The 12,845-nt window shown below is 41.1% G+C and carries 11 protein-coding genes; 9 read left to right on the top strand and 2 right to left on the bottom strand.

Features of this window, described 5'->3' with window-relative positions; translation table 11 throughout:
- The first annotated feature begins 100 nt into the window (after positions 1-100).
- The 3 genes from MSMAS_RS10190 (at position 101) to MSMAS_RS10180 (ending at position 4,102) form a co-directional block, all read left to right on the top strand.
- Positions 101-1,018, top strand: a complete 918-nt coding sequence (locus tag MSMAS_RS10190; protein ID WP_080503077.1) for a TIGR03885 family FMN-dependent LLM class oxidoreductase — start codon at positions 101-103, stop codon at positions 1,016-1,018.
- Between the two features lie 206 nt (positions 1,019-1,224).
- Positions 1,225-1,845 carry a cyclase family protein gene (locus tag MSMAS_RS10185; RefSeq protein ID WP_048040630.1) on the top strand — a complete coding sequence of 207 codons (621 nt, stop codon included), beginning with the start codon at positions 1,225-1,227 and terminating at the stop codon, positions 1,843-1,845.
- 187 nt (positions 1,846-2,032) lie between these two features.
- Positions 2,033-4,102 carry an amylo-alpha-1,6-glucosidase gene (locus MSMAS_RS10180; RefSeq protein ID WP_080942077.1) on the top strand — a complete coding sequence of 690 codons (2,070 nt, stop codon included), beginning with the start codon at positions 2,033-2,035 and terminating at the stop codon, positions 4,100-4,102.
- Positions 4,103-4,251: 149 nt separating this feature from the next.
- Here MSMAS_RS10180 and MSMAS_RS10175 read toward each other — a convergent pair whose 3' ends face one another.
- On the bottom strand, positions 4,252-4,818 hold the full coding sequence (locus MSMAS_RS10175) for a hypothetical protein (protein WP_011034736.1): 567 nt from the start codon (positions 4,816-4,818) through the stop codon (positions 4,252-4,254).
- A gap of 962 nt (positions 4,819-5,780) precedes the next feature.
- On the opposite strand from MSMAS_RS10175, the gene MSMAS_RS10165 reads away from it, so the two are divergent.
- The 6 genes from MSMAS_RS10165 to MSMAS_RS10140 all read left to right on the top strand — a co-directional run bounded on the left by MSMAS_RS10165 (position 5,781) and on the right by MSMAS_RS10140 (position 12,008).
- Positions 5,781-6,248 carry a peptidylprolyl isomerase gene (locus MSMAS_RS10165; protein WP_011034737.1) on the top strand — a complete coding sequence of 156 codons (468 nt, stop codon included), beginning with the start codon at positions 5,781-5,783 and terminating at the stop codon, positions 6,246-6,248.
- Positions 6,249-6,830: 582 nt separating this feature from the next.
- Complete coding sequence (locus tag MSMAS_RS10160) at positions 6,831-8,492, top strand: adenosylcobalamin-dependent ribonucleoside-diphosphate reductase (RefSeq protein ID WP_011034738.1); 1,662 nt, start codon at positions 6,831-6,833, stop codon at positions 8,490-8,492.
- Between the two features lie 158 nt (positions 8,493-8,650).
- On the top strand, positions 8,651-9,616 hold the full coding sequence (locus MSMAS_RS10155; protein WP_011034739.1) for a DMT family transporter: 966 nt from the start codon (positions 8,651-8,653) through the stop codon (positions 9,614-9,616).
- A 103-nt stretch (positions 9,617-9,719) separates the two neighbouring features.
- A complete protein-coding gene (locus MSMAS_RS10150) occupies positions 9,720-10,637 on the top strand; it encodes a DMT family transporter (protein ID WP_011034740.1) in 918 nt (305 codons plus the stop codon).
- 222 nt (positions 10,638-10,859) lie between these two features.
- Positions 10,860-11,543 carry an ABC transporter ATP-binding protein gene (locus MSMAS_RS10145; protein ID WP_011034741.1) on the top strand — a complete coding sequence of 228 codons (684 nt, stop codon included), beginning with the start codon at positions 10,860-10,862 and terminating at the stop codon, positions 11,541-11,543.
- Positions 11,544-11,552: 9 nt separating this feature from the next.
- Entirely contained in the window at positions 11,553-12,008 is a 456-nt protein-coding gene (locus MSMAS_RS10140; protein WP_011034742.1) for a PPC domain-containing DNA-binding protein, read from the top strand.
- Between the two features lie 160 nt (positions 12,009-12,168).
- Here the strand turns inward: MSMAS_RS10140 and MSMAS_RS10135 are convergent, their stop codons facing one another.
- Positions 12,169-12,558 (bottom strand): transcriptional regulator, encoded by a 390-nt coding sequence (locus MSMAS_RS10135; RefSeq protein ID WP_011034743.1) that lies wholly within the window; start codon positions 12,556-12,558, stop codon positions 12,169-12,171.
- Positions 12,559-12,845 lie beyond the last annotated feature (287 nt).

Here is a 12,845-nt window from a genome sequence, read left to right as displayed (position 1 = left end):
CTTTATCTGCAATTGGGAATAAAGGGTTTTTATGGTGGGGTTATCATATCATGTTTCTCATGAGCAGTTCAAGCCCGGGGAGCTTTTAAACTGGGTTTAGCTGGCTGAAAGAGCCGGATTTACCGGGGCTTTATCTTCGGATCACTTTAAGCCCTGGAGCAGCAGGCAGGCTGAACAGGGAGGAACCGGTTTTGCATGGTCATGGCTTGGAGCGGCTATGCAGGCTACTTCACTTGAATTTGGAGTCGTAAACGCTCCCGGCCAGAGGTACCACCCTGCAATTATCGCTCAGGCTGCAGCAACCCTGGCTGAAATGTTTCCAGGCAGGTTCTGGATGGCACTCGGGAGCGGTCAGGCTTTAAACGAGAGAATAACAGGGGAGCTGTACCCTCCCAAGTTTGAAAGAAATGAAAGGCTGCGGGAGTGTGTGGAAGTAATAAGGGCGCTGTTTTCAGGAGAGACGGTATCTTATTACGGGTCTTATATAACTGTAGAAGAAGCCAGGCTTTATGTTAAGCCTGAAACTATGCCAAAAATTATCGGGGCAGCACTCACCCCTGAGACCGCAAAATGGGCAGGTGGCTGGGCAGATGGAATGGTGACAGTATCACAGCCATACAATAAACTCAGAAAAATGGTGGGTGCTTTTCATGAAGGTGGAGGAGAAGGAAAACCTATGTACCTTCAGGTCCACCTTTCATATTCCAACACCGATGAAAAGGCTCGCCAGGGGGCTTATGAGCAGTGGAAAAACAACACTATCGAAAGTATTGTTGAAGAGGAGATTTACACTCCAGAACAGTTTGATTCGGCTTCAAAATATATAAGACCCGACGACCTGGACGAACATATAAGGATTTCTTGCGAGCCTGAGAAACACATCGAATGGATTCAAAAAGATATCGAGCTTGGTTTCAGTAATATCATTTTGCATAATGCCAATTCTGAACAGGAGAAATTCATCAGGGATTTTGGAGAAAAGGTTCTTCCTGTACTTAAAAAAGAATCCATTCCATAAATGGTCCAATTTATTAATTTACTTAATAGCTCAGTTTATTAATTTACTTAATAGTTCAGTTTATTAATTTACTTAATAGTCCAGTTTATTAATTTACTTAATAGTCCAGTTTATTAATTTACTGAATATTTCAGATTATTCGCTTAATTTTATTATCTTTTGTCGGTATCTGTATTTATTGTGGAGTATCTGTGGGGGCATCACGGATGACAGAGATTATTGATATAAGCCTTGATATAACTGAAGATACGGTTGTAATGCCCGAGAACCCTGAATTCGATAAGGAAAGACTGGCTTCAATCGGGAAAGAAGGGTATGAACTGTATAAAATATGTATGAGTAACCATATAGGTACGCATATTGATGCACCAGCTCATTTTGTTTCGGAAGGGGCCCTAATAAATCAGCTGGATCTGGACACTTTAATGGGAAAGGCACTGGTTGTAGAGATAAAGGACGAGCACAAAATATCTGTTGATGAGCTTAAAAGAGTGAATTTAAAAGACAATATCCGGCTGTTGTTTAAAACAAGGAATTCGGAACTCATAGCCGAAAATAAGCTCACTAAAGACTTTGTTTATATAGAAGAGCAGGCTGCCGGCCATCTTGTAAAAAATGGAGTAAAGCTGATCGGGCTTGACTATTTTACTATCGACCGTATCGAAGATCAGGATAAGCCTGCTCATAAAGAATTTGCAGGAAACGGTGTTGTGGTTATTGAAGGGGTGAATCTCCTGAATGTAGAGCCGGGAGAGTATGAACTTGTTGCACTGCCCATAAAGATAAATGCTGATGGGGCTCCTGCAAGAGTTATTTTAAGGAGATAATTATGTCCTTTTACTTATTTTAAGGAGATTTTATTTTTTTAATTAAATTCAAAATAGAGAAGAGAAACCTGAACGGAAAGAAAAACTGCCCTCAAACTTCAGTAAAGGTTGAAAACTAGCAACTGCTCTTCGGTATTCGGAAAGACGGAATGGGGCAGATAGACCGAGGTTATACGGAGAGAGAAATGTGACCTATCAAACAAAATCTGAAATACGAATCGTCAACGGAGAAACATTCATCATATCAGATCCTGTTGGAAATATACATCAGAAGGGTAATCGCAGTCTTGGCTTTTTCTTCAGGGATACACGTTTTTTATCTGAGCTGATTTTGAAAATAAATGATCAGGATCTATCTATATTGAGCGCAAAGGAAGTGAATTATTTCTGGTCAACTCATTATGCTACTCTTCCTTTTGAATCCATATTTGAGTCCCACCCCATTACGATTATTAGAAGACGTGCAGCAGGCAACGGAGCCAGAGAAGAAATTATAATACATAATTATAAAACTGAACCTGTGGATTTAACCTTATCAGTACAGCTTGATGCTGACTTTGTGGACATCATAGAATTAAAAAGTTCTCAGGATCCGGAAGCAAAACCTGTTATTGAGATTAATCCGGAAGAATATCAGCATATTTTTGTATATCGGGCTAACGGGATATGCAGGAAAACTATAATTCAATGTGAATCCGGAGCGCAAATTGAAAATAAAAAAATAAGTTTCAATATTAATATTCCTGCAAAAGAGGTCTGGAGGACCTGTTTGACGATTCGTCCTGTCTGGGAAGATGACATCATAGAGCCTGAATATTTATGTAAAGATCTTGATGAAAATAAAATATTTTTACATAAATCCCTGCAGGAATGGCTGGACAGGGTCCCCAGGTTAACCGGGCATTGCAGCATTTTATCCAGGACATATGGGCACAGCTTGATGGATTTAGCTGCACTCAGATTTTACATAGCCCCGGGAAAAAAACCTGTAATAGCAGCAGGCATGCCGTGGTACATGGCTTTATTCGGCCGTGATAGTTTAATCACATCTTACCAGTGCTGTTTTATTGCTCCGGATATCGCGTTCAATACATTGAGAAATTTAGCAAATCTTCAGGGAAAAGAATATAATTATTTTAAGGATGAAGAACCAGGAAAGATTCTTCATGAACTAAGGTTTGGAGAAAAAACGCTACTGGGAAAGAAACCTTATAGCCCGTATTTCGGATCTGCTGACACCTGTCAGTTGTTCCTTATCCTGCTCCACGAGGTATTTAAATGGACAGGCAATAAAGAATTTGTTAATGAGTTTAAGGAACCAGCGCTAAAAGCCCTTTACTGGATTGACAATTTTGGGGATATGGACGGCGACGGGTATGTAGAATATAAGAAAAGATCAAAAGAAGGGCTTGATAACCACTGCTGGAAAGATTCTGGCACCAGTATGATTTTCAGTGATTCAAGGCTTGCCGAAGCTCCCATAGCTACGGTTGAGTTTCAGGGTTATATCTATGACGCGAAGATCAGGCTTGCCGAACTGGCGGAGGAAGTCTGGGATGACCCCTCTTTTGCAGAAGAATTGAGAAATCAGGCAAAAGAGTTAAAAAGGCGTTTTAACAGAGATTTCTGGATAGAGGACAGGGGAGGGTATTTTGCTCTTGGGCTGGACAAAAACAAGGAAAAAATTGATTCAATGACATCAAATATGGGGCATCTTCTCTGGAGCGGAATAGTTGAAGATGACAGGGCTGGTATTATCGTCAAACAACTGATGAGCAGGGACCTTTATAACGGCTGGGGAATTCGCACGCTATCCAGTCACGACAGGGGATATAATCCTATTGAGTATCATAACGGGACGGTATGGCCCCATGATAACAGTTTAATCGCAGAGGGATTTATAAAATATGGGTACAGGGATGAAGCAAACCGGATAATAACAAACCTTCTGGAAGCTTCTCAATATTTTGACAGCAGGTTCCCTGAGGTATTTGCAGGCTACCAGAGGACTGAAGTTGATTTCCCAGTGTCGTATCCGACTTCATCCATACCTCAGGCGTGGGCTGCTGGTGCAAGCATGCTATTTTTACGGCTTATTTTAGGACTTGAACCTGACCGCAAAAGCCAGAGTATAAAAATAGATCCTTATTTGCCTCAGGTGATTGAGGATATTTGCGTGGAAAACATCAGGCTGTTCAATAAAAAATTTTCAGTATTTGCAGGAAAAGGTCGTTCAGAAATAAAATTGTCAGAATGAAGGCAAGAGCCAGGGACCTGTCCCTCTTTTATCCTGCAAAGATATATTTCATGATTAAATGGTGTATTTAATTCATCAGACATGCCGTTATGTTTTTGAGCTTTTTTAACAGTTGTGGATTCCTATTTTAAAATTTTTTTGAATATTTATTAATTTTCCATGTGGTCGTAAACAGTGATCATTGCCCTGGTTATTCTGTACATGTCTTCAAGTATCGGTGTTGTGGCTTCAGGGCTCCCCAGGGTTGCATTTGCAGCATCAAGCATATCCTGTGGATATACGAGGCTTGCGTTCAGGTCTTCAATGGCGCTGTCAAACGTATGCATGGTGGCATTTGCTTTACTCATGTTTGTCGGATCATCCACAAAATCAATAGTTGAGTTAACAGCATTTATCCCTGTAGATGTTCCTTCTATTGTGGGCTGCAGGAAAGGATATTCTTCAGAGCGTTCACTGAGAGTTTCATTTATAAGATTCAGGTTAAGGTGAAGCAGGCTAAGCATGGATTTCAGAAATTTGAAGCCCAGCCCCAGCTCAGTCTCAATACTTTCGGTTTCATTATAAGAATTCGCTGAGTATTCTGTTAAGTTTATTTTTCCTTCTTCATATTCAGGACTTGTCCCATCCGTAACCGTTTCAGCTGAAGCCGGATACACAGCCAGAAGGATGAAGAAGCCTGCGGCTAACCACAGGCTAAAAACCTGACCTCTGCTCATAAAAATCTACCCCACTGCGTTCATCAGAACTTTTAGACCGATTTATGTGGCATGTATCAAATCTTAACAATTTTTGAAGAATTTTGACAAAATTTACCTGCTTTCTTCCCATTATAATATAATCTGATCACTCTATAAAAATGTAAGTATTTGAATAAAATAATCGAAGAAGTGTAAATCCTGGAAAAATGTCAAAAAATCCTGGAAAAATGTCAAAAAATCCTGGAAAAATGTCAAAAAATCCCGAAAAAAGGTCAAAATAACCTGAAGTCCATATAGATTTTTTAAAATCTAGTAAAATCCAGTAAAATCAAGCCATCTGTTATACTGAAAGTTTGGAAAATAAAATGTCAGGTTGTACTGTATGAGAGTAAAATGTACTGTATGAGAGTAAAATCTCCTCCTCTCACTCAAAAACTTTAAATAATCGCAAAAATTGGAATTATAATTTTATTCTTATATTAACAACGAACGAATTTTTATTGAATTTTTATACAGGCTTTTCAGTTCCCCCTCAGATACGCTATTAACCGGGCATTCGGGCGCCTTAAATCATGAGTAATAATCAGGAATTTAAACACTATGTACAACTGGCTTTTTTCTCCTGAAGTGCCCGAAGTAAGGAAATCTCTTCTGCCTGAGACTCCCGCCTGAGACTCTTTAAAGACCCGGTCCAGCAACATAAACATGGCAAAAACTAATAAATGGAATGCTGTGAAGTCCTGAATTAGCCTTCAGGGGAAGCTCACTTCGATGATTCGTAAATTAATCCTTTTGCTTTCAGATGCGAGTTATACCTCGCAGAAAAAGTCGCTTGAGAGTAGCGAAAAGGACGTCTTACTCCCGAGGCGAAACTCGAGGAGCGCAGGATTTACATGTAAGGCGAGCATAGAGTGCAAAGAAGCCGGCAAAAAGACAGGCACACATATAAATCTAATTAAAAGACCGAAAGAGGAACAGAAATGGCTGTATGGAAGGGAAAGAAAGTGGTTTTTCATACCACTATGGGTGACATCACTATCGAACTTTTTGAAGATATGCCGATCACGGCAGGAAACTTTGCAAAACTTGTGGACCAGGGCTTCTATGATGGCGTAATTTTCCACAGGATAATTGACAAGTTCATGATACAGGGCGGAGACCCGACTGGAACGGGCACTGGAGGGCCAGGTTATGAGATCCCTGACGAATTCACAAAGCACAACAGGAACGACAAGGGCACTATTTCCATGGCAAACGCAGGACCAAACACTGGCGGGAGCCAGTTCTTCATCAACCTCGTAAATAATAACTACCTTGATAAAATGCACCCTGTATTTGGAAAGGTGGTGGAAGGCATGGATGTCGTCGATGCCATGGGAAAAGTAAAGACTGACCGTCAGGACCGTCCGAAAACTGAAGTAAAAATCATAAAAGCTGAACTGGTCTGAAGTTTTGAGTAACCGGACCATTCAACACTTCTTTTAAATTTTTATTTTTTTATTTGTTATTTTTTACTTTGTTTTTTGTGCCTTTTTTAACTTTCATTTTTATACTTTTTTTAACTTTCATTTTTTGTACCTGCTATAGGAGAATTCCAGGTTTATATTATAGTGGGTTGCAGCCCTTCCCACGACGAAAAAGAAGAAAAATAACCGATTTAAATAATTGCCAAAATATGAAAAAATTGAATGAAAACAATTGAAGACAGAATGGAAACTATAATCAAGAACTGCGAAAACCAAGTACTGCAAAAATATTAGTCGGTTCAAATGAAACTTATTGTTGTTTCTGATTATACGTTCTAACCGGATTTTCGGATATACTGATAAAAAATACCGTCCAATAAGAAATATAAGATGTTTTTAGAAAACAACGGTAACGTGTAACAGGAATGCGTAACAAGTCACGCATAACAGGATATGTATAACAAGTTACGCGTAACAGGAAATGTATAATAATTCACGCATAACAGGAAATTCCATTAAAAACTGTGAGTAAAAACTGCTGAATATGCGGGAGAAGCGATTTTTGTGTCTGAAACCGGAGAAGAATTTGATCTTCTTGCAATTGAGACTCTTAAATCCAGGTACCTTCAGGAAGGAGAGAAAGATTGGGAGGACGTCTGTAAGAGGGTAGCGAAAGCAATTGCATTAAACCGGGGAGAGTATACCGAGTTTCTTGACATTATTCTCAGTAAAGCCTTCATTCCAAGCTCTCCAACTCTTATGAATGCGGGGACACCTTCAGGCCAGCTTTCAGCCTGTTTTGTCATACCTGTTGAGGACGGAATAGAAAAAATATTTGATTCTGTCAAGACTGCTGCCCTTATACAGAAGACAGGAGGAGGTACGGGTTTTAATTTCTCAAAGATCAGGCCCGACGGCTCTGTTACTGTCTCAGGTGTGGGTACTGCGAGCGGACCTGTAGCTTTAATGCGGCTCTTTAATGAGGCTACCGAGATTGTAAAACATTTTGGGAAAAGAAGAGGCGCCAATATGGGGATTCTCGATATTTCCCATAATGACATTATTTCTTTTATAAGGGCAAAACGTACTGAAGGAGTTCTGAGTAATTTCAATATCTCTGTCATGCTTACCGATTCTTTCATGAGCCTGGCTGACGAAGGAAGGATGGATGAGGTCTGGAATACAGAAACAGGCACAAAAATAGGAGAAATATTTTCCGAAATCGTCGAGGGGATCTGGAGAAATGGAGAGCCGGGGGTTCTTTTCTATGACCACATAAACAGGGACAATTTCACACCTGCACTTGGAGACATTTCAGCGACAAACCCCTGCGGAGAAGAACCTCTCCTGCCTTTTGAGTCCTGCAACCTGGGAAGCATTAACCTTTCCATACTTGTTGAGGAAGGAAAAGTTAACCGGGACTCACTCAGGGAAGCAGTCCGAAAAGCTGTCCGTTTCCTGGATAATGAAATCGATGTAAATGTTTATCCTGTCCCGGAGATTGAAAAGGCAACAAAAAAGACACGAAAAATCGGGCTTGGAGTCATGGGCTTTCATGATATGCTTTTGAAACTCGGGCTGCCCTATGACTCGGAAGAAGCTCTCAGGCTTGCAGAAAAACTTATGGGCCAGATTAACCGGGCTGCTATCCGGGAGTCAGAAAAACTTGCAGCCGAAAAAGGGCCTTTTCCGGAATACGAAAACTCAATATGGGAATTTCCAGTAAGAAATGCAACATTAACTGCAATTGCCCCTACTGGCACTATAAGCATCCTCGCCGGCTGCTCGGCAGGAATTGAGCCTGTTTTCAGCTGGGTTTACAGGCGGGCCAGGATAGCTGGAAAGGAATTCATGCTTGTGCATCCCCTTTTTGAAACGCATTTCAAGCAAAAGCTTTCGAAACCTGATTACAATCGGCTGCTTGAGCATGTATATGCTCACGGAACTCTGCAGGACATAACAGATTCAAAAATAGTGAGCGAGGAAGAAAAAGGGCTCTTCAGGTCAGCCCTTGATATTAACTGGAAAACTCATATAGATATACAGGCAGCCTTTCAGAGACACTGCCATGCAGGGATCTCAAAAACCATAAACATGCCTGTAGATGCTGGAAAAGAGGATATAGGGAAAGCTCTGATTTATGCCTGGAAACAGGGATTGAAAGGGCTTACAATCTACAGGACAGGAAGCAGACAACATGTTGTTCTCAATTTAAAAAAGCGCTGAAATATATCTCCGAAATGAATATGCTAAGTGTTAACCTGCGCTGAAATATAATAATATTTTTCATACCAAATATATAAATTTTTTTACAAAGTGTTATACTACTGGAATTGTTGTTATCTTACTAAAAATATATATACATTCGTATCCCCTCATATAGCATGATTGCTGCCTCTAAACATCACCTTGAATTGCTCACCGCATGTGTTATTTATGGTACCGTCGGAATTTTTATGGAATATCTTAAGGACATGTCTGTTGGCTCCATTATTTTCTATAGAGTCCTCTTCGGGCTGTCAGCCATACTGTGCTATCTTGCAATTACCGGAAACCTCAGTCAACTTGCGTTAAAAAAGAAGAAAAAATATCTTCTTCTTTTAGGAATCTTATATGTTTCACAGATGTTTTCCTACTATTCTGCAATCCGGTATCTCGGGGCTTCTTCTGCCGTTCTTCTTCTTTATACTGACCCCATATACCTGACTTTCCTTGCTCCTGCTCTTCTTGGAGAAAAGAATACTGAGAAAACTATTTTTGCCCTTTTCCTTGGCCTCATAGGTGTATTTTACGTAACAAGACCTGAAGGCGGCTTTGAACAGATTGCATTCGGAAGCGACTATCTCAAAGGTGTGGTTTTCGGGCTCGTAGGCGGCCTTTTCAGCAGCGGTGTCATTATCTCCGTCCGCTACCTGAGGAACGAATACAACGGGCTTACCCAGCTGGTCTGGCAGAGTGTGATCAGTCTGGTCTTCCTGTCTCCTTTTGCAGTCACCCTGCCAGGACAGGTTCTTGTAGAAAACCTTTATACCCTCATGCTTTTCGGAGTAATGATTACAGGTATAGGTGCAGTGTTTTACATAAGAGGGGTTGCAGGAGTAAGTGCCATCACAGGCAGTATCCTGACCCTTCTTGAGCCTGTTTCCTGCATATTCTTCGATTACACTGTGCTGGGGAGCGATGTACACAGTGGAATGCTTATCGGATGCTTCTTTATCCTTGCAGCAGCAATTGTGATAAGCCTTGATAACTGTGTGTTTCTCAGAAAATTTATCTTTGGGGAAAAACTGGCCTCCAGTATAAAATTGCCTTTCTGGAAAAAAGAACTCTTAAGACCTCAGGGAAAATAAATTCCCTTCTTTCTTTTTATATTTCTGAGTTCAGGAAAAAATCCCGCTGAAAACCCGGTCTTACTCCAAAAAATATATATCCACAGTGTTTTATTTCTCGAATGTGCCAGTTCAGGAAAATTCTTTCAAGTCATATTCAGAAGTCATAACAGGCAGCATCATTTACGGTACCATTGGGGTTTTTCTGGACCGGGTTCAGGATATGTCTGTAGGGTCCGTTTTATTCTGCAGGCTTTTATTCGGCGTATTCATGATTTTCTTTTACCTGCTGCTGAGCGGAAGCCTGGAACAGCTCAGACTTCGCAGGAACAGAAAATATCTTTTACTGCTGGGTTTCCTTAATGCTGTAACAGGAATATGCTATCTATCTGCTATAAGGCACAGCGGGATTTCCACTGCCGTCCTTCTCCTTTATACGGCTCCGGTATATGTCAATCTGCTTGCTCCGGCAATTCTCGGCGAGAAGGGCAGCAGTAAAAGTTTCCTGCCTCTCATCCTTTCGGTTTTGGGGGTATTGCTTATTACGCGTCCCGGTGAAATTCTGTTTAACATTAATGCAGGCTCCGAGTTCATAAAGGGCCTGTTATACGGCATACTTTCAGGAATCTCTTTCGGTACGACAATAATTCTGATCCGTTACCTGAGGCATGACTATACAGGGATCTCCCAGACTTTCTGGTTGACCGGAGTAAGCCTTCTTTTTATGTTGCCGTCAGCACTTTTAACTCCTGCCTCAGTATTCTTAAAGAATTTCGATACTCTGTTTCTCTTTGGTATAACTATAACCTTCGCTGCCATCCTCTACCTCAGGGGAATTTCAGGCATAAAAGCTCAGACTGGCAGCATTCTTGCCCTTCTGGAACCCGTATCAGGAATCTTCTTTGACACGGTTGTCCTGAGAAGCCCGTTTTATATTTCGACTCTCCTGGGCTGCGTGTTAATTCTTACAGCAGCTTATCTCGTGAGTAGAAATGGAACCGGAGACCAGAGTCTAAAAACCGATAACCAGCCAGTACTCTGATAGGTTTATGGTCTGTGCAATTCGATAATGGTGATATATTAATGGGCACAACAAAAATGATCAGCGATATTACGATAGGTGCTCCAGGGTCCAGGCTTTAAAATAGAATTTGCCGGACACAGGCAGTTAATTTTTAATATGCTTCCTATCCCGTTCCCAAAAGCTCTTTACTTAAGAACTCCTCTATTTTTAAGACTGAAGTTTTGAAATCGCAGGAAAAGCATGACAGACGAAATCCCAATTATAGAGCTTAAGAACCTGACCAAAACTTACAAAAACGGGGTTGAATTTCGCGCTCTTGACAGCGCAAACCTGATAATTCAAAAAGGGGAATTTGTTGCAATTGTAGGTCCTTCTGGTTCAGGCAAAAGCACACTTATGCATCTCATAGGTCTGCTGGACACGCCCAGCTCAGGAACTCTTCTTATAGACGGCAGGGACGTAACAAAGATGTCGGATAAGGAACGTTCCGCAGTGAGAAACAGGATGCTTGGCTTTATTTTCCAGTACCACCATCTTCTTCCCGATTTTACTGCTCTCGAAAACGTAATGATGCCGCTCCTGATTGCGGGAAAGAGCAGGGATGAAGCAAAGTCTGTTGCAGAAAAACTCCTTAAAGAGGTCGGGCTCGCAGACAGAATAGACCACAGGCCAGGAGAACTTTCAGGCGGGCAAAACCAGAGGGTTGCTGTAGCCCGGGCTCTCAGCTGTTCCCCGGCAATCGTGCTCGGAGACGAGCCAACAGGCAACCTTGATACGAAAACAGGGGATTTAATCTATGAACTTCTCCGCAGACTGAACAGGGAGTATAATCAGACATTTATTGTGGTAACCCATAATGAAGAGCTGGCTGGAAAAGCCGACAGGGTTATCAAAATTGTGGACGGAAAAATAACGGATCAGTGAGGGGGAATAATGGAGTACGCAAAAGGAAGGATAGGAAGGGTTTTTACCGTAAGGATTGACCACGGGGATGACCTGATTCTTGAACTTATCAAACTTGCAGAACTTGAGAAGATCGAGTCTGCTGTGTTTATGCTGTTGGGTGCATTGAAGGAAGGAAAACTTGTTGCAGGTCCGAAAGAAAACAGAAGGCCTCCTGAACCTGTCTGGACCGGCTTCAGTGACGCCCGTGAGATTCTCGGGATCGGGGACATTTTTCAGGAGGACGGGGAGCCCAAAATTCACCTTCATGCAGGGACAGCCCGGGGTGATGACATTAAACTGGGTTGCCTGCGAGGGGAAAGTGAAGTTTTCATGGTTGTAGAAGTATTTATTTTCGAGTTAGAAGGAATTTCTGCCAGAAGGATAATGGATCCGGAGCAGGGGTTTGCCCCCGTGAGCTTTATACAGATCCCTGATAACGAATAATATTTTCCAATTGATATAAATATAGTATTGTTCTGGAACCGGCCAGTTTAAGCTGAAAATGATGGAAAACAGATCTAGCAAATTGTCCCATTTCCATTTTTAAGAAACTTATTTTTCAGTTATTCAAACTTAATTGTTCCGAATTAGAACTGCAGTAAGGCTAGTTTTGCATTATGATTTCCAGTTCCCGTAATCTTTTTAGTGCAATCATCTTCTCGGTATTATCTCTTAAAAATTCCTCTTCCAGAGTCTGTACTATTTTCGGGAATGGAACAGTTAACTGGTAATATTTTACAGGTCTGCCTTTTCCTTTATTCTTCTTTTCGGACCTTTCATCCACCCAGCCCCTATCCCTTAGAGGGCGCATGGCTACACTCACTTCCGGTTGTCTGAGTCCGGAAACGAGTTCGATGTGAAGGGATCTGAGCTCTTTACAGTCTTTTAAACATACGATTGCGGTGGCCTCTGTCCTCGGGAGTCCCAGGCTCTGGAGCATATCAATGATTGAATACTCTTTTTCGGTTAAATTAACTGGAGAATCTTCGGTCATCGAGAATGAATAATACTTTCAGGTTTATATATTTTATGTAGATAAAATTATTTTTTTAAATAAATTGGGTACTGTAACCAGATAAAAAAGGTATCTAACCCTAGTAGTTCCTTTTTCATGGAGTTTGTGTATAAAAGACTTGAAGAACAAATCTCCAGAAAAAAATAGACTTTGTAGTTCTAACCAAAACCTTTAAAGCATGGGTTTGCAGGAATAAACATCTCTTAAGCAGAAAATAGACATTCAGGAAACAAAAAAAGAGGTTCTGTTGTTCCGGGAGATAGATG

Origin of the sequence: Methanosarcina mazei S-6, from assembly GCF_000970205.1 — an archaeon.
In the GTDB taxonomy this organism is placed as follows: Archaea; Halobacteriota; Methanosarcinia; order Methanosarcinales; family Methanosarcinaceae; genus Methanosarcina; species Methanosarcina mazei.
Note: the sequence above shows the minus strand (reverse complement) of the source record. Positions and strands in the feature narration are given on the sequence as shown.

What these genes read in the sequence shown, in the direction of transcription:
- MSMAS_RS10175 (WP_011034736.1), bottom strand. Translation starts at nt 4,818, where the DNA reads ATGAGCAGAGGTCAGGTTTTTAGCCTGTGGTTAGCCGCAGGCTTCTTC.
- MSMAS_RS10185 (WP_048040630.1), top strand. Translation starts at nt 1,225, where the DNA reads ATGACAGAGATTATTGATATAAGCCTTGATATAACTGAAGATACGGTT.
- MSMAS_RS10145 (WP_011034741.1), top strand. Translation starts at nt 10,860, where the DNA reads ATGACAGACGAAATCCCAATTATAGAGCTTAAGAACCTGACCAAAACT.
- MSMAS_RS10135 (WP_011034743.1), bottom strand. Translation starts at nt 12,558, where the DNA reads ATGACCGAAGATTCTCCAGTTAATTTAACCGAAAAAGAGTATTCAATC.
- MSMAS_RS10165 (WP_011034737.1), top strand. Translation starts at nt 5,781, where the DNA reads ATGGCTGTATGGAAGGGAAAGAAAGTGGTTTTTCATACCACTATGGGT.
- MSMAS_RS10155 (WP_011034739.1), top strand. Translation starts at nt 8,651, where the DNA reads ATGATTGCTGCCTCTAAACATCACCTTGAATTGCTCACCGCATGTGTT.
- MSMAS_RS10140 (WP_011034742.1), top strand. Translation starts at nt 11,553, where the DNA reads ATGGAGTACGCAAAAGGAAGGATAGGAAGGGTTTTTACCGTAAGGATT.